A 24,037-nucleotide genomic window follows, 5' to 3' on the forward strand; every position below is an offset into this window, starting at 1 on the left:
ACTGCACTTTTGATGAAATTTATTAACAAGTTATCTAACAGCTTTATTGATCTAAGTGAAATCACTCAAAAACTCATATTGCTGAACAATAAAAAAACTGATCACTGTTTGGATTGTCAGAAATCAGATAAATGGAGCAGTACTATTAAAGTGGAATATTGCCATGTTTTTTGCGTGGTAAATTATCCACTTTGGATTCCAGGCTTGCAAATGCTTTGATCAGTTTAATACGCGTCTCTGCGGGTTCGATCACATCATCGATAAAACCTCTTGCCGAAGCGTGGTATGGATTTGCAAATTTGGATGCATATTCATTTTCTTTCTCCAATTGTGTTTTGGACGGATGATCAGAAGATTCAATTTCTTTTTTGAAAATAATTTCGCTGGCTCCTTTTGCTCCCATGACAGCTATCTCTGCTGTGGGCCATGCGAAATTAAAGTCGGCTCCAATGTGTTTGCTGTTCATTACATCATAAGCCCCGCCATAAGCCTTGCGGGTTATTACTGTAATTCGTGGCACTGTTGCTTCACTGAAAGCATACAATAATTTTGCGCCATTACTGATGACCCCATTCCATTCCTGATCCGTACCCGGAAGAAAGCCGGGTACATCTTCAAGTACGAGAATTGGAATATTGAAGCAATCGCAGAAGCGAACAAACCGGGCAGCTTTTCGCGAAGCGTTTACATCAAGACATCCTGCAAGATTCATGGGTTGATTTCCTACAATACCAATACTTCGGCCCGCCAATCTGGCAAATCCAACAACGATATTTTCTGCAAAATCTTCCTGGATTTCAAAGAAACTTTGCGGATCCACGCATTGATTTATAAGCGAAATGATATCGTAAGGTTGTGATGCAAGTTCCGGGATTATTTGCGAAAGCTCCGGTCTGGTTTCGTCGCCATATTCATAGGGTAAATGCATGGGCGCTTCTTCGCAATTTTGGGGCAGATAAGAAAGTAATTTTCGAATTTTCAAAATGCATTCTTTATCGTTTTCAGCCGTGAGTTGCGTGACCCCTGATTTGGTAGCATGTGTATGTGCCCCTCCCAGTTCCTCGGCACTTACTTCCTGATTGGTAACGGTTTTTACAACATTCGGCCCCGTTACAAACATATAACTGCTATGTTCAACCATGATGATAAAATCGGTAATAGCAGGGGAGTACACGGCGCCACCGGCACACGGACCCATGATAGCAGAAATTTGTGGTATAACTCCGGAGGCTCTCACATTCCGGTAAAAAATATCTGCATATCCTGCCAGTGATCGAACGCCTTCCTGAATCCTTGCCCCTCCGGAATCATTTAAGCCAATTACGGGAGCTCCATTTCGCAAAGCCATGTCCATGAGTTTGCAAATCTTTTCGGCATGAGTTTCAGATAAGGAACCGCCAAAAACAGTAAAATCCTGGGCATAGATATAAATCAACCGGCCATCAACACTTCCATAACCCGTTACAACCCCATCGCCATAGAACATTTGTTCCTGCATTCCAAAATCAGAAGTTCGGTGCGTAACGAGCATGCCCATTTCTTCAAAACTTCCCCGATCACAAAGTAATTCAATGCGTTCTCTGGCAGTGAGTTTCTTTTTACTGTGTTGAGATTCGATTCTGGCCTGGCCCCCGCCTTCCAGCGCTTTGGCTTTCATAGCGCGCAGTTTGTTGATTTTATCTGTATGCATTGCACAAAGGTAGACATCAATCGTGCAAGCAGGGTTGAGAAATAGAGCCTGAATTTGAAGAGACTCGCAAAAAGCAAAATTCAAATTGTGCTGCTACATTTGCAGTTTGAATGAAAAAATAATGAGCACTATGCAAAAATTATCGAGCTGCCTCTTTTTTCTGGGAATGACAATCTTATTGACACATATGTCTTGCAAAATGAAAAAAGAGCCATCAACGCTTGATCAGGTGACCGGCCGGTCGTCGGAAAAGCGGGTCATGCCGGACACTTTGCCACCTCCAAGTCCACAAGACCTCGCAAAACAAGAGCTTTCAAATCAATTAATGGAAGAATTAAGCAATTACCTTGCACAGCAAAAGGACATGAGCGAATATGCAGCTTTAGTCAGCCGCATGCAAGGAAAAAACTTGTTTGCGAATGCTTCCAATCAAGGGTATCGCATTTTGGCATTGAGCAATGCTGCTCTTCAGAAGCTTCCAGCGCGCGAAAGAGAGATGTTGACAGATGCGTCCGGGGTACATGCCGGATACCAGATGAAGTTTTTCATCCACCATACCTGTCCGGAACCCAACAATGCCTACTCCGGCTATGCTTATAGGGCTTTAGCAGGCCAAAACCTAAATTTTACAAATGATAGTGTGGGGATGCCAGATTTAAAAAGAAAGGTGGCCTATCAAAAAGAAGCACAAGTGGGTACAAAATTGCAGGTTTACAGATTGACAGGACCCCTTTTTTATTAATTTAAATTGTTGATTAACAATTAATAATATATATTAAAAAATTAATATAATTTCATCAATGACAAGCATTTGAAGTCTGCGGGTTTCTCTTTAGATTTACAGGGTCTAAAGTAAAATTCAATTCAAATTTTGTCTCTTATGAAAAAACTATTTATCCAATTCTTTTCCCTTAAAACGCCAATTTTTCTCTTTTGCATGTTGATTTCACAAATCATGTATGCGCAATTGCCACCCTGTAATCCAGGATTGGGCAATACCCTTGTCCAAAATAATTTTACCCCGGTAACTGTTTTTATCAATAGCAACAATTGCAAGGTATTGGTACCGGATTTGTTGAGTAGATGGACAGCTACCCCAGGACCGGGATTTCAACTGATCAACCTTAGTCAGGCGCCATCTTCAAATTTACAAATTACGATGGCAGGAGGTGCAGTTTGTTCCAATGATGAAATCGATGTCTATATCGAAGCCATTTATTTTTATTTGGGGAATCCTGTGGATCCAAGCGATGACATCTTATGCAGTATCGTACTTACAGATCATTTTGAAGCGGTAGACGCAACTGCTCCGTCTTTTGTTGGCTTTGGTGATATGACCATCAACGTGACTACAGATTGTATCATTGACGCTACCGACGTTAAATTGCTATTAAAGAATGCGCATGTGAAAGACAATTGCACCAGTAAAAATTATTTGGTTGCGAATAGTTGGGTGACGCCATGTGGACAGAATCCGCCTCAGGATCCTGAATGTCCGGAAGGAATCTATTGTTGGACCTTTCACATCGTCGACGCATGTGGAAATCCAGCAGAGCAGAGTATTGATGTTACGGTGACAGAAAATGTTCCGCCGGTTATTAATTTACCTGCTAATTTCACTTTAAATGCCAATGCAGATTGCGAAATCACAGAAGCTCAATTACTGGCATTGGTCAAAGAATCCCATGTAAGTGACAACTGTACCAGTGATGCGACCTTATTGGATAATCTTGTTGTTGAATATGGTGGATTCGAATGTATTTCTTATGATGGTGGACCTATGGTTACCTGTCCATACAATCCGGAAGGCGTTTATTGTTACACCTTTACGACCACGGATGCCTGTGGAAATCCATCAAATCCTGAAGTTGTGAGTATTTATGTAAAAGACCTTACTGCACCTGTTTTGATTCCTGCTCCCGATTTTACAGTCTGTTGGCCGGATCCGAATTACCCTTTTCAGAATTTTACAGCTGAACCTACCGTCATTGAAGCTTGCGATGCTGATTGTGATATCACTTGTATCATATACAGCCAGCGGATAGTTTCGCTCACCAATCCAATCAAAGGAGCTTATGGCAATAATGTTTATCCTGTCGTAAACCTGGCTGCCGGTCCGAGATTGGCTAAAGTAAGGGTATGTGCTCAGGATCTTTGTGGAAATGGTGCGCTCAATCCTTCTTTAAACGCCCCATTACCAAGTAATTGTACAATATTATACATTACTTTGGTTTACGATGAAGGCTGTATACCACCGCTGAAAGATGGAGAAGACGAGCTTACGAGCTTTCAGAAGATTGAAAAAATAAGCCCGGAACTGAATCACTTGGAAACAGAACCTGATGCCGATCTCTATTCAGGGGCCTATCCAAACCCGTTTTCGAATCAAACACAGGTTCATTTTAACCTTTCACAAGCAGAACATTACAGGATTAGCTTGGTATCACAGACAGGGAAAGTGATCAAAATCATCAACGGTCATGGACAGCAAGGTAGAAACGTGGTCCGCATCGACAGAAGTGAAATCATCTTTAGCGGATTTTATTTTTGTAAAATCGAGACTCCTTTGCGAAGTGAAACCTTGATTTTGCAGCTAACAAATTAAGGATTTCATAATATGTAAGATAATTAAAAAAAGGCGGTTACATCCGCCTTTTTTTTTATATATGATATGGGTTAAGGTATTGAGACGGAAACATTAAATTAACACATATTAAAAAAATAGTTTTATATAATGCTGATTTATAGTTATATATATTTTAGTAAAAAAAAAATATAAATTTTTTACAGGACTATAGTAACGAATTGAAACCAGCACTTATATTTGCAAGGTATTATTAGGGATGTAGAAGCCATCCCTGACGAAGCATAATATTGTAAGTTATTGATTGTCTTAAGGATAAACTAGATCCTGACGGCCTTTTTTAGCTTATAGAACCAAACCTAGGATGAAAAGACGCAGAATTTTAACAGACTTAAGTCTGTCTTACTCTATTCCATGGACTATTATGGTGGTCGTAGCTACCATTTGCTTCCTGTCGTGCGCCTGCAAATCAAAAGGGAATACTCCTGAGCCTGCTGCAGCTACTTCAGCTCCGGCAGCGCCTCCGACACCAGCCGCTAACAACTCATTTGTTCCACAAGCAGAATTGGAATCCACTTATAAACAATTGGTGGCCGCTGTCAAAGCGCAACCGGGTTTTGAATTTTATGGCGAATTCCTCGACAATGGTAAATATCTCAATTCCTTTATGAGGATGGATATTTTGAAATTCATCGTCCTAATTCCGTCAGATGCTTCTTTGAAATCTTTAGGAGAAGTTGAGTTCTCTAAATTGATTTATCCGGAACTGGTTACACAGGATCACCTGAACTTTTTCCAAAAACATACTGCTTTTGGTGCAGTAGCTGAGGGACCTAATCCAACATACAGGACCTTCCACAACAGAATGATAAACCTTGATAATAGCAATAAACAACTGATTTCCGGAAATTTCAAAACGCGCATTGTGCACGAGGAGAAAGTCAATCCGGCGATTCAGCTGCTTTTTGTTGAAAACCTCATCAACTAAAATTAAAATGAACAGTAAACCTAATCTCATGAAAAACGATTCTACATTCCAATTCCGGTCTTTTGGATGGCTACTAGCGCTGTTGCTTTCCGTTGGTCTGGCTACGATGAGCCACGCTCAGATCCCAGCTTGTCCCGCTGGTGCTCCCGGGCCCGCTGGTACCTTAACTGGACCTGTCGGACCTTTCCCATTTTTGGGTGGACTTAATGGAGCCTGCAATGCAGTAGTTCCAGATCTTTTACCAAGATGGACTGCAACCGCGAACGGCCCTGACTGGGTTTTAATCACTGTGGAACAGGCTCCGCTTGCCGGGACTTTGCTGAATTTGCCACGTACTTCTACGTGTTCGGATGCAGATATCACGGTGCAGATTGCTGCGGTATATTTTTATCTAGGTGATCCGCTTGATCCCGCAGATAATATATTATGTTCCATCGTCGGAATAGATATCTTTAGAATCGAAGATAACATTCCTCCAACCGTCGATAATCCTATCAGCAGGACCTTCGATGTCATTGCTGGTTGCCAGGTCACTGAGGCGATGATCCGGGCATCTTTGGGCAATGGAGTTGTAGATGACAACTGTACTGATGATGCAACCTTATTGGCAAACATCACAATTACGGGTGCTCCTCTTACTTTGGTATGTCCTACCAGTCCGAGTGTCCAACCGGTGACTTACCGAACAACAGATGCTTGCGGTAACTTATCTAATATAGGTACAATTAATGTGACTTTACGCGATCTTACAGCTCCTGTTCCAACATGCGTGGCCAACCAAAGCCGCAACTGGAACGCTGCTTGTCAATATACAGTGGAAGATTTCAGACCTTTGATCACTTCAATGGATATTTGTGGTGGACCAGGGTTTACTTATAGCCAAAGAGTGATCGCTCCAATTATAGCTCCAAACAATACTTTCCCAACAGTAACCGGAGCCGGTTGTCCTTCTTTAAGGACCCTTGTTATCCGCATCTGTGCGCAGGATTGTTTTGGAAATGGTCCATTGAATCCAGGCGGAGCAAGTCCTACTGTTCCTGCAAACTGCTGTACATTTACAATAACAATTACCGACAATACACTGCCAGTTGCTCAACCTGCGAATTGTCCGGCTCCAGTTTTATTAACAGCTGATGCCGATTGTATGGTTACGATTCCGGATTTCAGAAATAGCTCACTGTTCGCTGACAACTGCGATCCAATAATCGACCCAACAGATATTATACAAACACCACCTCCAGGACCATTTGATGCAAGTGGACTTACTTGTCCTCCTATCGCAATGTTTGATGTGGTATTTACTTATACAGATTGTAATGGCAACGGACCTGTAGTTCTTACTTGTCCAGATGTCATTTCTATCCAGGACCTTATGGCACCTGATGCTGTAACATGTCCGATTCCAATGGATACTTTTAATATGGCCATCGATCCGGTGACCTGCCAATATACATTTGCGACAGTTCCAGCAGATTGGTTTGATGATAATGCGGTTGCGACTGACAATTGCGATCCCGATCCGATTGAGCACAATGATCTGGCTACTTTCGATTGTACAGAATTGGGCATTCAGCCAATTCCCGTTTGGGCTGAAGATTGCAGCGGAAACGTAAGTGGCATTTTAGCTAATTGCAATGTATTTATCCGCGCGAATCCGATGGATGCACATTGGACCAATCCTGGTCCGGTTTGTATGACAGATTTGCCTTTAGATTTATGTGCATTTATCACGGGTGTTGATTGCGGCGAGTGGAGTGGTGATCAGCTCACAGCCGGCAGATGTTCTGCAGGTGGTGGAATTTTCAATCCACCGGCTCCCGGTGCTTACGCAGTAACATATACAGTAGGAGATGCTGATTGCCATGTGGAATTGACCCGCGTCATCCAGGTAGAGCAATCTTTTGCAGCTCCTTTCTTAATCAATGATTTCGGAATTTGCTGGTGTCCTGATCAACTTTTGGATCTTGAAACCTTATTATTAGGCTCAGCTCCTGAAGGTGGTGTTTGGACGATTTCCAACACTCCGGGTTTAGCTTTAAATTTACTTCCGCCTCCGGGCCCGGGCAACTCTCATGCTGCCAGATATGACGGTGGTTGCGGAGTGTCAACAATAACATATACTTATAATGATTGTAGCGGTGCTACAGTTACTGATGTCATAAATATTACCATTAGGGAATGTCCAAGAATAGGTTGGGATGTGGCTACTGATTATTGTCAAGATGAGCCATTTTTCCAAAGGTATTTCTTATTGAATGGTTGTAGTGACTACGTGGTTACTATGGATGTCGTAGTAGGTCCTGGTCCAAATCCAGATGATTTAATTGGTGGAGCACCTATTACTGGGCCTTTAACAGGATTTAGCCATCCGGTTTTAAACACGCAAGTACCAGCTGGTGAATATGGAATTTTATTAAGAATTGTTGACCCAACAGGTATTTGCCAAACAATTCAAGATGGCAGAGTAATTCGCATCTTCCAGGCAGCTGCTCCTCAATCGAGTGTTGCAGGAATCAGAAATCCCGGTGTGCTTTGCGAAACAGATACCTGGCCATTGGTTTTAAGTTTAATAGATCCTAACGACTTATCCGGAAACCCGTTGACTGCTGACAATGTCAGATGGTTTGGCGGTGGAGTTGATGATAACGGTACTACAGGTACATTCACTCCTAACGATTCGGATGGCGATGGATTCCCTGGTCCGGGTAGTTATACTGTTTGTGCAAGTGTTGGTGACCAACGTTGCGAACAAATTTATTGCACCATAATAGAAATAGACAATCACGTACCGGGTTCTTGCACTTTGCAGTCTTATGCTGCTTGTTTGGAGCCGGGTGCAACCATATCTTTTGCAGATTTATTGACAACAAACGCCCCAATGGGTGGGAAGTTTACAGTAACTGGCATTATAGGTGGTGTTGAAGAAACATTTAATCATACAGGTGGAGTTCAATCTTGGGTTGTTCCAGCCGGAGTCACTCAGGTGAATATCGAAGCCTGGGGTGCTCAAGGTGGAGCTGGAAGTTGGTTTGGATTCTGCGGAACAGGTGGTTTAGGAGGATATGCTTCTGGAACCCTTGCTGTAACACCCGGTCAGGTATTAAATATTTACGTAGGTGGTCAAGGAGTAGGTGATGATGTAACTGACATGAATAGCCCGGGTGGATTTAACGGTGGTGGAAATGGTGGTTTTGATAATTTCCCTCAGGTAGCAAACGGCGGTGGAGGTGGAGGTGCTTCCGATATAAGAGTTGGAGGCAATACATTAGGTGATCGAGTAATAGTAGCCGGTGGTGGTGGTGGTGCCGCATGTAACTCAAATGGAGGAAATGGCGGTGGCCTTACCGGAGATCCGGGTGGTAATTATATCAATTCAATTGGTGGAGGTGGAGGAACCCAAGCATCCGGAGGATTAGCGGGGTTACTTACCAGAGGTGCTACACATGGATCTTTAGGATTAGGTGGTAATGGAAGTACAAATGTTGCAGCTCACGGCTGCGGTGGTGGTGGTGGTGGATTTTATGGCGGTGGTGGAGGAACATCAACTACTGACCATGGTTCTGGTTGGGGTGCCAGCGGTGGTGGTGGCTCATCATATATTGGTGGTGTTACATCAGGAATTACAAATCCTGGCGTTCAATCTGGAAATGGCCTTGTAAGAATAACCGCAAATAATCCAGCCTTTAACGTAGTAGTAGGCGATATGGTAACCGGAGTTGTTTACAACGGCGGTTGCGGTGCTATAGAATACGAATACCGCGTAGAAAGCTGTCCAGATGACATCGTTTGTACCGGAATTATAGAAATCAGTCAGAAACCACATATTGATATCATTGGCCCACAATTATATTGTGCAAATGATAATGTGGATTATACTTTAAGAAATAATGGCGATGCGCAAGTTTGTGGTGTATTAGGCGTTTGGACCGGTCCTGGTGTAACAGATCATGGAAATGGTCTTACGGCAGATTTCAATCCGGCAACAGCTGGTGAAGGAACGCATTATGCGATTTATACTTTAGAAGTTGAAGAACCAGTCACCTGTACTGATGTTGATACTTTAGAAATTGTGGTTTATGCAGCTAGTGACCCATCATTCACACTTCCACAGAATACCTGTGAAGATGTAACTGATATCACATTGACGCTCAACAACCCAGATAATTCAGTTGACGAAGGCTCTCCAGACGGAGTTGCAGAAGTTTTCTGGTCAGGTCCAGGTGTTACAGACGGAACTGGTGATGATCCTAACGGAACATTTAATCCATCAGTCGCAGGTCCTGGTTATCACCTGATTTGCGTTATGACTGGAGAAGCATCTTGCATGAAATACTCTTGTCAGCTGATCGAAGTACATGAAGTTAGAAATGCAAGCTTGGTTTCAGATAGATCATTAGGTTGCTTTGATTTTGATTTTGGATTTGGACCGTTTGTTTATTTTGATCTGAATCAATTGTATCTAAACAATGCTACGACTCGAGGTGGTACTTGGAGTGTAATTTCAGGTGCTTCAACAGTTAGAAATGAAATTTTAGTAGCTGGCCCTGGCTGTCATCAGCTCAGATATACTGTTCCAGCAGCATATCCTGGTGCAATTGGAGGTTGTGGTGAAGCTGTAGATGATATATTCATTAATCTTGGAGAAGAACCTCAAACGCGTTTTGATATGGCGGAGGAAGCTTGTTGGGATGGTATAGACGCTTCTTTGACGCTTCCTACTAATTATACAGGAGAAACTTACGGAAACGGAACGTCTTCAAGAGTATATGCATGGACTGCCACGCTTCAATCAGGAGCTGGTCCAGTGCCAACATTTAATTTAAATAATATTCAAGAGCCTACTATCATTATACATGGTGGAGGTGTGTTCAATATTTGCTTAACGGAAACTTTGAATTATGCGGCTTGTGGAGCTGCTGGGGCTTCCAGCTTCTGCACAAGAACTTATTGTGAATTGCTTTCAATTACACAAACCAACGTAGAAGTTAATCCAAGCTGGACGCGTCCAAATCCTTACCAATTCTGTACTACAGATCCTTGTATTGATTTAGATGTATTGATCACAGGAAATACAGGTGGTGTGTTTACAGGAACAGGAGTTTCTGTTTTTGGAGCACATCCAAACTACCAATTCTGTCCTGGAGCTGCAGGTCCCGGTGTACATGTGATCACTTACACAGTTCAGAACGGAGCTGGTTGTACAGCAGTGATGTCTCATAATGTTGAGGTATATGCACCCGTTAATGCAATCTGTCCAGAGAATGACTTCACTTTAGCTTGTGGAACAAGGAGATTGGGATCTGCTGTTACTTATGGCGGATTTGCAAATGCAAGTGAATTCTTTATTCCAGTAAATATTGAGTCCTATTATACCATGGGTACTTTTGACCTCGAAACCTTCCTTTGCCCAGCGGCTACAAGAGGTGGTACTTGGTCTATGGTATCTAGCCCTGCAAATGCATTGGGTGGTGGTATTACCGGAGCTATCAACGGAGTAAATACTTTGATTTATACAGATCCAGGTTGTTATGTTGTTCAATATACAGTTCAAGCATGGCCCGGAGCTACTCCAGGTTGTGTATCAACCATGCAATATCGTTTAACAGTTGGTGAAGAGCCAACACCGAAATTTACTTTACCTAATGAAATATGCTGGGCGCCAGGCGTTCCAACGATTTCTTATAACATAGTGCCTACTTATCTTGAAAGCACGCTTCCTCATCCTCAGACCACTTTCTTCCTTCGTGCATTTAGCACCAGCAATGCAGCTGTTGCAACAGTTTCTGCAGGAGGATTAGTGACGATCATTGGTGCAGGTACTGCTACAATTTGTATGCAAGAGCATTACGACAATGCAAATTGCTCATTCGTTGAATGCCGCAAAGAGTATTGTCAGACCATTACCGTAACCAATACAACTACTGCTTCTTCACCAAACTGGACCGGTTTCGGACCTATTTGCGTAGATGCAGCTTGTGTGAACTTAACGGCATTGGTTACAGGTACTCCAGGTGGTGTGTTTACAGGACAGGGTGTAGTCATAAATGGCGCACATCCAAATTATCTATTCTGTCCTTCAATTGCTGGTGTAGGTACTCATGTAGTAACCTATACTGTAAACAGTCCTGACGGATGTACAAACGTACTTTCTAGAAATATCGTTGTTGCTCCACTTGCGAATGCAACATTGGCTAATAAACAATTGCCATGTCTTGTTGAACCAGGAGGAGTTATTCCATTATCAGTGTTGTTTGCAAGTACTGCAACCAGCCCTGGTGGAACTTGGACATTTTCAAATACACCTCCGGCAGGTGCGCAAATCATGGGTAATAATTTGGTTTATACCCAAGCGGGTTGTTATTGCTTTACCTATACAGTAGCAACTGTACCAGGTGCTACTGGTGGTGACTGTTTCGCTCAAGGTTCTGCTTGCTTGCAAATCTCTGAGCAACCAACACCTAATTTCAGCGTACAAAATGAAATTTGTTGGTCAGCTAATGATCCGGTGACAACATTTACACCTTTGGTAAACAGTCCAAGTTATGATGCTGCTGGAACAGTAACCAGATCATGGGGAACCAATCCTGCTGTATTGCCACAGATAACATTGAATACTGCAACTGGTGCATTTACAATTAATGGTCCGGTGCCTCCTGGTGGATTAAACTTCCAGTTGTGCATGACAGAGAATATTACCACAGCAGCTTGTGGCCCATCTACGGGTCCAAATCCTGCTACTCCAGGTAATCCACTAATTGTTTGCACTGAGCAGACTTGTGAGCTTATTGTTATCCGCGATGGAACATTATTGAATGCTTCGTTCACTATTTCACCTGTTAATCCATGCGTGGGTCAGGCAGTTACTTTGACTCCTGTAACTCCGGGTGGAACCTTTACTGGTGCCGGTGTAACCAATCCGGGTAATGGTGGAAATGGAACTTTCGTTGCTCCTGCTTGTGGAATCTACGCAGTTACTTATATCGTGGATGATCCAAATGGTTGTAACAATTCTTATACATTAAATATTTATACAGATACGATTCGTCCGGTATTAAATGTACCTGCGAATCTTACAGTTGATTGTCAGGCAACCTTGTCCCCATCAATGGCGGCATGGGCTGCCGGTGCTACGGCAACAGACAATTGCGGCGCAGTGACTGTAACCAGCAGAGTATTTGACAGACAATCTTCATGTAGTCCTGGAACTGGAACTTATGTGTTCCAATTTACTGCTACCGATGCTTGCGGAAATACTAGAGTTGGTTATGCAAACTATACCGTAAGAGATATAACTGCTCCAGTTGTTACAGGTGGTGGTAATCTCGTAGTTGAATGCGGAAATGACGTTTATGCAAGAGTTTATCAGTGGATAGATTCTCACGCAGGTGCTACTGCTACCGATGCTTGTGATGGATCTCCTTATTTGTTATGGTCGAATAATTTTAACGGTCTTATCAATGATTATTGCGGTGCTGCGGTGCCTGTGACCTTTACAGTAAGAGACCGTTGCGGAAATTCAAGCAGTTTCACATTTACATTACAGGTTCGGGACCAAACTCCTCCAATTTGGAACGTACGTCCGGTGAACGCTACATTTGAATGCGACAACACTACTGATCCTTATTCTCAGGTATCCGGTTGGTTACGTACCAACGGAGATGGAATTGCTTTAGACTCATGTTTCACTTCAGTTAGTTATATCAATAACTTCAATGGTTTGACAGGCGGTTGCAATCGCAATACTGGATCAGCTCTTGTTACTTTCTGGGCTATTGATGCTTGCGGAAACAGCTCTTCAGCTCAAGCTAGTGTAACTGTTGTTGATCGCACGCAACCTGAAATCACTTCAGCTGCTAAGGACACTACAGTTGAATGTGATGGTCAAGGAAACACAAGAGATTTTGAAATTTGGATTGCTAATCATGGTGGTGCTCGTGCAACGGATCTCTGCAGCGGCGTAAGTTGTGGACCTGTCGCTGGCGCTCGTGCTGCTTTTGTAACAGGAACTTCATTGCCTTGGGGTGGTGGTCCCGGATATGATGATTATACAACTTCAATGAATCAAATCTTTGGAGCAGGTAATTGGGATCAATTTAACTTCAATGCTCCTGCTGCTACGATCTTCTCACAGAATTACAGATTCATTTATTTGGATGGTGGCGATGGTGAAGCAAGTGCATTTAATACTTTTGTCAACAATAACCGTACTTTAATTGAAGGATGGGTAGCTTGTGGTGGTAGACTATTACTGAATGCTGCTCCAAATGTGGGCGGTAATATTTCTCTTGGATTTGGTGGAGTACAGATATTGTATACACCAGGTAATCCTCCTGCCGGTACTTGGGTACCAAGTGTCACAGCATCAGGTGCAATATTGGCTGGACCTTATCAACCGACTGGAGCTAATTATACTGGTAATTTCTTTGGACATGCAATTGTAGGTCCTCCGACAATGACAGTTATGATTCGCGAGGTTGGTGGTGCAACCAGACCTGTATTTGCTCAATCCTTATGGGGTAGTGGCGTAGTTATGTTTGGTGGTATGACAGCTTCAGGCTTCCATTCACCACAACCGAATGCTAGAAATCTTAAATGGAATATTTTAGATAGACTTAATACACTTCCATTACAAAACGATATCAATCGTTTGACAGATGGTATTTTCGTTTGGGATACAACTTTGATGCGTACTGAAGTTACTTGCGGACAAAATCGCATTTTGACTTACATGTTCAATGCTTTGGATTCTTGCGGAAATATTTCAAATGCTTCAATAGCTAAATTCATTGTTCGCGATACAACGCCTCCGGTATGGGTTGCAAACCCTGCCAACGAAATTGTTGAATGCGATAGCCGTGGAAACATTGCACAATTGAACGCTTGGTTAGCGATTAACGGTAGAGGAACAATCCTTGGAGATCCTTGTAATGGAACCGTTCGCTTTGAGCATGATCTCGTTCGCGAATACGATCGTTGCAGCAATACGGATAGTGTCGTATACAGATTTACTGCGATTGATTGTTCAGGTAATTCATCTTCAAGAGAAGCTTCATTTATCATCAGAGATACTAGACCTCCTACAATCATTGCATTTGCAAGAGATACTACGATGAGTTGTGGAAACTTATCTGGTAATAATGATGATGAATTAATAAGCTGGTTGAATAGAAGGGCTTATTTTAATACTACAGATGAATGTAGTGATGTAATCAATTACAGCAATAATTATGACGTAAACAATTGGGTGCGGGGTTGTAGTAATACCCGATTCATTGATGTTACTTTCTTCGCAATTGATGATTGTGGAAATGTAAGCAGTGATGTGGGTAGGTTCAGCATTATTGATAATGAAAGACCAAGATTCTTGAACTGTCCTCCTCCAATTGTACAAAATGCAGAAGCTGATCATTGTGATGCTTATGTAACTGTACCTAAGCTAGTTGCTACAGATAATTGTACGCAAGCTGACAGTATCGTAATTACTCAGATTTATGGTCCGAATCCAACACAATACAGATTCCCAGTTGGAACGACTGTTCTTAAATATGAAGCAAGAGATCTTTGTAACAATAGAGATACTTGTACCATCAAAGTGGTTGTAAATGACTACTGGGATGTACCTGTTATCACTTGTCCAGGTGATCTCGACTTAGTGAATACTCCTGGTGTATGCGGAACCAATAATGTTCAGGGCTTGGCTCCAACTTCTGTTACAGATGTTTGTCCTCATACAGCAGTACTTTATGCCATCACTAATGAAGCAGGTGATACCTTGAAGAAAGGAATCAGAGATGCTAGCGGAAGCAACTTCCCTAAAGGTTTGAACAAAGTATGTTATACAGTACAAGATCAACCAATCCTGTTAATCACTGAAGTAACTCAGCAATTAGGCGGAACACTCGTTGGTCCAACTAGCCCGGTTCCTGCATTTATTTCAGCTGCTGATGTGAATGGTGATTATATTGAAATTACCAACTTTGGTCCATCATCCATTGATGTAAGTTGTTTATCGCTTCAAATATTTGAAGGTAGAACTTTGATAGGTACTTATACTTTACCTAACATGCCTGGTCCAATTCTCGGTGCTGGTGGCGTATTGACATTACATGTTGGTGCTGCTGTTCCAGGTTTCCCTGATAATCCAGCTCAGTTCTTCTTTAATATGAACATGTCAGAAGCTACTATTGGTACGCCACGCGGATATATATTGAACCATTTAGGTTTGAGAAATGTAGACGCGGTAACTACCAATGGATTTAATATCGTTGGATTAGGTACGCCTCCAATGACAGCTGCCGGCTGGAGTGGAACAAGTGCAACAAATGCCAATAGAGGATCTTATTACAGATATTGCATCTTTGATCGCAATATAGCTGATGACTGGAGACTTGCTGAGGCATGTGATCCTGCGTCAATTGGTAGAATGAATCCAATATTGCAGCAATATGTATTCCCAACCAACGGTTTGACAACTTCTCTTCAAACGATTGCTGCACAAAAAGATACTTGCTGCTTTAACGTAAGAGTAAGCGATCTTGAAACTCCAATGTGTGCTACAAATGACACCTTGTTGCCTAACGGTAATACGGGTACATTTAGCGGACCAGGTTGTTACCTGTTCACTTTGAATGTTCCAGTGACTCCTACTACTAAGATCATTGACGTATGGGTTAGAAATATAAATTTGAGTGTTACCAACTTTGCCAATACAGAAGGTACTTTGATTCATCCAGATGGAACAAGAATCAAATTATGGGATGATGGTACTTGTAATGGTTTCACCAATTTCATATCTGCTCGTATTTCGGATTTAGATTTGACAAAAGTTCGCAATGCGGTTTGTGCAAACTTGGCATCAGGTAATAACTATATGCCTGAGCAGCCACTTGCAGCTTTATGTCCAAAATCTGCAGCAGGTACCTGGAGACTTGAAATCGAAAACAATTCTGCAGCACCTTCTACATTGACTTTGAATAGCTGGGGCTTAACAGTAATTTCTCAAAGAGCTTATGCTCAAAGAGATACTACTTTCAACAATGACCTTGATCAGTGCGGTGCAAACTTTATGTGGATCCACCCAACGGTTATGGATAATTGTTGCATGGGTACAGTAGATGTAGAATACATTCCAATTCCAGTTCCTGGTTGCCCACTTCATGTGGTCCCTACAGGCGGTAGAGTTGCAGGTGGAACAAAAACTACTCAATTCTTCGGTGTTGGAACAACCCGCGTAGTATATACATTGACTGACATGTCTGGAAATACTGGTTCTTGCGAATTCAGTGTGACGATCAGAGATAATCAGGCTCCTGTATTCACTAACTGCCCGAAAGATTACTCTATTAATCTGCCAGGTGGTGATTGCTTTGCATTCCTTGAAATCAATCCTGCATTATGGGCTGATGACAATTGTGATTCTGTAAGAATAGATGTAAATCCACCATTGAATACTCAATTGGGTATTGGAGATCATAAGATCGTTGCTACTGCTACGGATAAAGCCGGCAACAGCACGATGTGTATGTGGACCATTTCAGTAATTGAAGCAACTCCAGGTGGAAACGATCTGGCTTGTGTGGATGAAATTAACTTCTCTTTAGGACCAGATTGTAGAGGTGAGATTACTGCAGATGAATTGTTGGCAGGTGTGAAATATGGATGTAAAGACAAATTCACATTGATCGTTCAAGATTGGATTACAGGCCAAACACACAGTACTATATTTACCATTGCAGATATCGGCAGATACTTTAAAGTAACGGTGATCGATCCTGTGACTGGTAATAAGTGCTGGAGTAAAGTGTTTGTTGAATACAAGGCTACTCCTAGAATCAATTGTCCACCAAATCTTACAGTAAGTTGTAATTCTCAATTGGATCCTGATGCATTAGGATATCCTGCAATTACAAGCTGTATCATATATTATGATGTACATTACGATGATACCATCCAGAAAGCAAAAGATTGTGATTTCCCATATGTATTCATTATTCACAGAACATTTACGGTGACCAATGAATTGGGTAATAGTTCACAGTGTACACAAACGATTTGGGTGAAAGGATTCGATCTTGCTGAAATCAGGTGGCCAAGAAATTATGACAATCTTGATCTTCCAGCTTTGAGCTGTGATGCGAAGATTTATAATAAAGACGTAACTCCGCATATCATTCCACAGCCTTATTGTGTGGATGGATATTTACTGGATAGCGCATATTGGTATGCAACAGGTGGTGACCCATCTATTGTTGATCCTTTTGCACGCGACCTCAGTGGAGATAGATTACCAAAAACTTTGGGATGGAATTGTATTGACGGAGGTGTAAATAATGGACATCCATCACCTACACCTATCTATTACGATGAGCATCCAAACTGGAGAACTGCAAGAGCATGCTGGGGACCAAATGACGTAGTGATGTGGCATGGAACCGGTGCTCCAAGTTTAGACGGAATTGCTTTAACAGAAAACAATAAGAATTGTAACTTATCCATCCGCTACGATGATGAAGTATATGATATCTGTGAAAACGGTTATGAAATCCTTCGTTACTGGAAAGTTCGCAATATGTGTTTACCACCAGCTGCTGGTATCAATCCGGTTGAGTGGATACAGGTTATTAAAGTACTTGATCAGGAAGGACCAAAAGTTCTTTATCCAGATACAGTTGTAGTAGGAACAGGACCTTGGAATTGCGATGGAACATGGGAAGTACCTTCTCCATGGATCACAGACAACTGCGCAGATTCTGTTCGATATACAGTAAGGACTTGGACTGGTACTTCTATTCAACAAGCTGATGGAAGCTGGATTGTTATCAATATGAAATTAGGTATCTGGCCAGTTTTAATTACTGCCGAAGATGCTTGTGGTAACAAAACTGAGAAAGTTGTTAAAGTCAATGTTATTGACAATACACCTCCAACAGCAGTATGTGATCGCAACATCGTTGTAGGTATCAGTGGAAATCAATCACCTGGTGAAAACTATGGTAAGATCTTCGCTGAAGACATCAATGATGGTTCATTCGACAATTGTAAACCACACATCTTCTTCAAGGCAATTCGCATGGAGCATTTGCGTGGAACCAATAACGGAAGTAATGCAAATCAGGCTGATAATGGTACAAACTGTGCCGGTATCAATGGTGATGACAATGCTGTTCTTGATGGAAATCAAATCTACTTCGACGACCATGTTAAATTCTGTTGTTCAGATGTGAACCAAAGCATTATGGTTGTGATGAGAGTATTTGATGTTGATCCGGGAGCAGGTCCGATCGCACCTTCAAGAATGAACCAAAACGGTAACTTGTTTGGTAAATTCAACGATTGTATGGTTGAGATTGAAGTTCAGGATAAAGGAGTACCTACAGTTGTAGCACCACCAAATATTGTAGTGAGCTGCTGGTTCTGGTTTGATGTTGATAAACTCGACGATCCAACAGATCCTACATTCGGTAGAGTAGTAACTGACCTTGGAGATAGAAAGAAAGTCGTGACTACTGACTTAGTATGTTATAACTATTGCGTAAGAAATGATATTACTGGTTACCCAGGATTCGTACCTGGTGCACCGCCTTCAAATCCACCGGCATGGAATAGAGCTTGTGAATACTACCGTTCATTATTTGATACAGCTCACGCTGATAGAAAATATGAATTGACTTGGGGATTTGATGGATATGTTCTTAGCAATTGCGGAAACAATCCAACAATTAGTGTAAATGATAATCGCGAATGTGGTCAGGGACAATTAACAAGAACTGTTGTAGCACGTGGACCAAATGGTATCAGCGTAACAGCTACTCAGACCATCTGGGTTGTTGACTGTGATCCATTCTATATCAACCGTGCAGACAATTGCGATTCTGATGATGATATTACCTGGCCAGGTAACTGTACAGGTCAGGCTACAACCATCGCTGGTTGTGGTGCAGACTTAAGTCCAGACAATCCATTATTAGGAAGACCAGTTGTTGAAAACGGAGCTGATGATCTTTGTTCATTGATAAGTATTGAACATTTTGATGAAGTATTCACTATTGAGCCAGATGCATGCTTCAAGGTTCTTCGTACCTGGGTTGTTATTGACTGGTGTCAGTACGATCCAAGTTTAGATCCAATTAACGGAAGATGGGAGTACTTACAAATCATCAAAGTAACAGATACAGATAAACCTGTTGTAACAATTACTGTAGGTGATTGCGAACCAGCTGTCAAAACAAATGGAATTTGCTACGGACATTTGAACATCACTGCTGATGCAACAGATAACTGTAGCCCATTAGATTGGTTATTCTATGAGTATAAGATCGATTTCTTTAACGATGGAAAAGGTGCTTATTCCGGTAAAGATGCCGTTGTAGGTCCATTAACTCGTAAAGAATTCGCTGCTGGTCGTACACCATTGTTCCATGATAATCCTTATGCAGACAATGAAAATGATCCATTCAGTGCAAGTGGTACTTACCCAGTAGGTATACACAATATTTGCTGGCACGTTGAAGACGGTTGTGGAAATGTTGGTATTACTTGTCAGTTGTTCGAAGTGAAGGACTGCAAAGCTCCAACTCCATACTGTTTGACAGGTGTAATAACTGTACCAATGCCATCTAGTGGTTGTGTTACAATTTGGGCTAAAGACCTTGACAGAGGAAGCTTTGACAATTGCACAGATGCAGAAGACTTATTATTCTACTTCGACGGAGATGATACAAAGACTGGAATTACCATCTGTTGTTCAGATTTCGTAGCAGCAGGTGCTAATGATGAATTAGTAGTTGATGTACAAATGTGGGTTGAAGACGAAGAAGGAAATACAGACTATTGCAGAACAGTAGTTATCGTTCAGGACAATCAAGATATCTGTCCTGATGGTTTACAGAAAGGAAGAATCACTGGTAATCTTGTTACTGAAAAAGGTGACGAAACCGAATCTGCAAATGTTCAAATGTATATCGGTGCGCAAATGATGCGTGAAGTTGTTACTAAGAAAGATGGACACTTCATGTTTGGTGATTTGACTCATGGTCCTACAATGGAATATATGGTAAGACCATTGCGTAACGATAACCATGTCAATGGAGTATCTACTGCAGATATCGTGAAGATTCAAAGACATATTCTAGGTATTGAATATCTTAATACGCCTTATAAGCTAATAGCTGCGGATGTAAATGCAAGTGCTTCAATCACTGCATCAGATGTAACTGAAATCAGGAAGTTAATTTTGGGTGTAAACTCTGAGTTTACAAAAGTTCAGTCATGGACATTTGTACCTAAAGATTATGTATTCCCGAATCCAGCTGTGCCATATAGTGCTCCACGTGAGAAAACAATTTCAATGGTGGATGCATCGACGCATAACGAAGATTTTGTTGCAGTTAAATTGGGTGATGTTACAGGAAATGCAATAGCACATAATGTGACAAGCTCTACAAGCAGAACAAATGAGCAATTACATCTTGAGATCGAATCAGGTGAGTTAGTTGCTGGCGAGACTTATACAGTCGCGTTCAAATCAAGCAACTTCACAGACATTATCGGTTATCAGTTCACATTGAATTTTGATAATTCAGCAATGTTCTTTGAGAAATTCGAATCTGGTGTTCTTGAATTGGATGAAACAAACTTCGGATTGTCATTTGTAGATGCAGGTAAGATCACAACAAGCTGGAATAACAGACAAGCGCAAAGCTTTAATGCAGATGAAGTATTATTTACAATAAGCTTCAAAGCCTTAAAGAATGCGAGCATCAACGAATTGTTGGCGATTACAAGCGATGTGACTTATGCTGAAGCATACAACTCTTTATTGGAAGATAAAGGTGTTGATTTAGGAATCCGTACAGACGACGGTGTTGTTGAAAGCGGAGTATTTGAATTGTATCAGAATTCACCAAATCCATTTGATGTGGAAACTGTGATCAACTTCAGATTACCTACTGCTGCGCCTGCATTACTTTCCATTTACGATGTAACCGGTAAAGTGATCAGAGTTTATGACATCCAGGGAGTGAAAGGATTGAATTCAATTCGCTTGACAAGAGATGATATCGATGCAAATGGAGTATTGTATTATCAATTAGATGCAGCTGATCATACAGCTACGAAGAGAATGACGAAATTGAAATAAGCTTTAGGCTTATCCAATAAAATAAAAGCGAAAGCCTTCCCGTTTGGGGAGGCTTTCGTATTTTATATAGAACCCTTAGCGAATTATTTGTGGATTTTGAAACTATCAGATGTCAGAATTAGCAATAGATATCTATTACACGATCAAACCGCTTTAAATACATTCATCTTGAAATGTCTTGGCTCCAGGAAATTTTAAATCACTTCGACTAAAAATTTCTTGCGGGGGTTCTGCCTTTTAAACCATTTTGGTACTCACTATGAAGGCAAATGACCCTTCTGGAATGTTTTGTGGGCTTGAAACAGCGACAAACTTGAATTGAGGTTTAGGCAAGAGGCTAAATGGAAGTAGTCAAAAATAGGAGAAATGGAGCAAGCTCAGAACCACAGATCAAAGAAAATGATTGGTTTGACCTTAGCCGGTGCTAAGAGCAGATAAATTCAATTTAGAAACTAAAATGGGTCAAATTCCAGTGGTGAAATCAATTCTATTAAGCTAAAGCTTCAGGATAGAATTTTTGCAGCAACAATTTTAATACTTTTTCTGCTGCATCCGGAACGGGTGTCCCGGGACCAAATACGGCTGCAACTCCGGAATTCAACAAAAAAGGAAAATCTTTTTCAGGGATTACTCCACCCACAATCACTAATATGTCTGATGCATTTTTTGATCGGAGGATTTCCATTAATTCAGGAACCAGTGTTTTGTGTCCGGCAGCCAGTGAAGAAATGCCAATAATATGAACATCGTTATCGAGAGCCTGTTTCACAGCTTCCGCGGGAGTTTGGAACAGGGGTCCGATATCCACATCAAATCCCAAATCTGCAAATCCGGTTGCAATAATTCTTGCACCCCTGTCATGACCATCTTGTCCGAGTTTGGTTACAAAAATGCGAGGTCTTCTGCCGTCGAGATTTGAAAACAAATTGGCAAGTGCGCGTACCTTTTGGATACTGTCTGTATTTGTAAAATTTTTCACATACACTCCTGTTATCATTTTCGAATCCGCAGTGTAACGGTCAAAAACTTTTTCTAAAGTTAAACTGATTTCTCCTAAAGTAGCTCGTGCTTTTGCGGCTTCAACTGCTAATTCAAGAATATTATATTCTTTATTTCGGGCTGCATTTTCCAATTGCAACAAAGTCTCCTGTACTTTGATATCGTCTCTCGACTTTTTAAGTTCATGGAGTCGTTTGATTTGCTCAACTCTTACACTTTCTGTATCAATTTCCAGAATTTCAAAATCTATCGTTGAATCTGATCTAAAAATATTGACCCCGATAATTTGTTCTTTACCAGAATCAATTCCGGCTTGCTTTTTAGCTGCGGAAGTTTCGATTTTCATTTTAGGTAATCCTTTCAGGATGGCTTGTGTCATTCCGCCTTCTGCCTCTATTTCATCTATGAGTTCTTTTGCTTTTTGATAAAGCTCCTGAGTAAGATATTCCAAATAAGAAGATCCGCCAAATGGATCAACTACTTTACATAATCCACTTTCTTTTTGTAAATACAATTGAGTGTCTCTGGCGATTTTAGCAGAAAAATCAGTTGGAAGTGCGATGGCTTCGTCAAGTGCATTGGTATGCAAAGATTGAGTACCTCCCAAAATTGCAGCCAATGCTTCAATAGTAGTCCTGGTGATATTATTATTAGGATCCTGTGCCGTCAGACTCCATCCTGATGTCTGACAATGGGTTCTTAAGGCCAATGATTTTAAATTCTTAGGTTCAAATTTTGAAATCATTTCAGACCACAATAAACGCGCCGCTCTCAATTTTGCAATCTCAACAAATAGATTCATACCAATGCCCCAAAAGAAAGAAATCCTGGGCGCAAATTCGTCAATCTTTAAACCGGCGGCTAAACCTGTTCTTACATATTCTAATCCGTCAGCAAGGGTATAAGCCAATTCAATATCTGCACTGGCACCTGCTTCCTGCATATGATAGCCACTAACGCTAATACAATTGAATTTTGGCATTCGATGAGCACAATAACTGAAAATATCACCCACAATCCGCATAGAAGCTTCAGGTGGGTATATGTAAGTATTGCGGACCATGAATTCCTTTAATATATCGTTTTGGATGGTTCCGGAAAGCTGACTTATGTCGACGCCTTGCTCTTCGGCTGTTGCAATATAAAATGCCATGATGGGAATAACTGCGCCATTCATAGTCATAGATACTGATATTTGTCCCAGGGGTATTCCCTCGAATAAACTTTTCATATCTTCAATGCTGTCAATAGCAACCCCGGCTTTGCCAACATCTCCTGTGACTCTGGGATGATCTGAATCATAACCTCTGTGTGTTGCCAGATCAAATGCAACGGACAATCCTTTTTGACCGGCTTCCAGGTTTTTTTTATAGAAGGCATTACTTTCTTTAGCGTTTGAAAAACCGGCGTATTGTCTGATCGTCCACGGTTGGTTCACATACATACTCGCATAGGGCCCTCTTAAAAAGGGAACTAATCCAGAAACATAATATTTGAGATCTGGGTTTACATCTTCTTTTAAAACATGGGATTTTACCGGAATCAATTCTGAGCTTACATACAGTTCTGTCGGAGCATCGCCTTCTCCAAAGTCAGTTATGAGTATATGATTTTTTATTTTTTTTAAATCCAGCATGT

The 24,037-nt window shown here is 41.4% G+C and carries 6 protein-coding genes; 4 read left to right on the top strand and 2 right to left on the bottom strand.

Going from position 1 to position 24,037, the window contains the following annotated elements:
- Positions 1 to 145 precede the first annotated feature (145 nt).
- On the bottom strand, positions 146 to 1,690 hold the full coding sequence (locus tag IPM92_12570) for an acyl-CoA carboxylase subunit beta (protein ID MBK9109165.1): 1,545 nt from the start codon (positions 1,688 to 1,690) through the stop codon (positions 146 to 148).
- A gap of 199 nt (positions 1,691 to 1,889) precedes the next feature.
- Here IPM92_12570 and IPM92_12575 point away from each other — a divergent pair, with 199 nt between their 5' ends.
- The 4 genes from IPM92_12575 to IPM92_12590 all read left to right on the top strand — a co-directional run bounded on the left by IPM92_12575 (position 1,890) and on the right by IPM92_12590 (position 21,400).
- A complete protein-coding gene (locus tag IPM92_12575; protein ID MBK9109166.1) occupies positions 1,890 to 2,432 on the top strand; it encodes a hypothetical protein in 543 nt (180 codons plus the stop codon).
- A gap of 138 nt (positions 2,433 to 2,570) precedes the next feature.
- Positions 2,571 to 4,295 (top strand): T9SS type A sorting domain-containing protein, encoded by a 1,725-nt coding sequence (locus IPM92_12580; protein ID MBK9109167.1) that lies wholly within the window; start codon positions 2,571 to 2,573, stop codon positions 4,293 to 4,295.
- A 343-nt stretch (positions 4,296 to 4,638) separates the two neighbouring features.
- Positions 4,639 to 5,262, top strand: coding sequence for a hypothetical protein (locus IPM92_12585; protein MBK9109168.1), 624 nt, complete (start codon positions 4,639 to 4,641; stop codon positions 5,260 to 5,262).
- A gap of 28 nt (positions 5,263 to 5,290) precedes the next feature.
- Entirely contained in the window at positions 5,291 to 21,400 is a 16,110-nt protein-coding gene (locus tag IPM92_12590) for an HYR domain-containing protein (protein MBK9109169.1), read from the top strand.
- 490 nt (positions 21,401 to 21,890) lie between these two features.
- Here the strand turns inward: IPM92_12590 and scpA are convergent, their stop codons facing one another.
- Positions 21,891 to 24,035: a methylmalonyl-CoA mutase gene (gene scpA, locus IPM92_12595; GenBank protein ID MBK9109170.1), complete on the bottom strand. Its 2,145-nt coding sequence runs from the start codon at positions 24,033 to 24,035 to the stop codon at positions 21,891 to 21,893.
- Positions 24,036 to 24,037 lie beyond the last annotated feature (2 nt).

This window comes from Saprospiraceae bacterium (assembly GCA_016719615.1).
GTDB lineage: Bacteria > Bacteroidota > Bacteroidia > Chitinophagales > Saprospiraceae > Vicinibacter.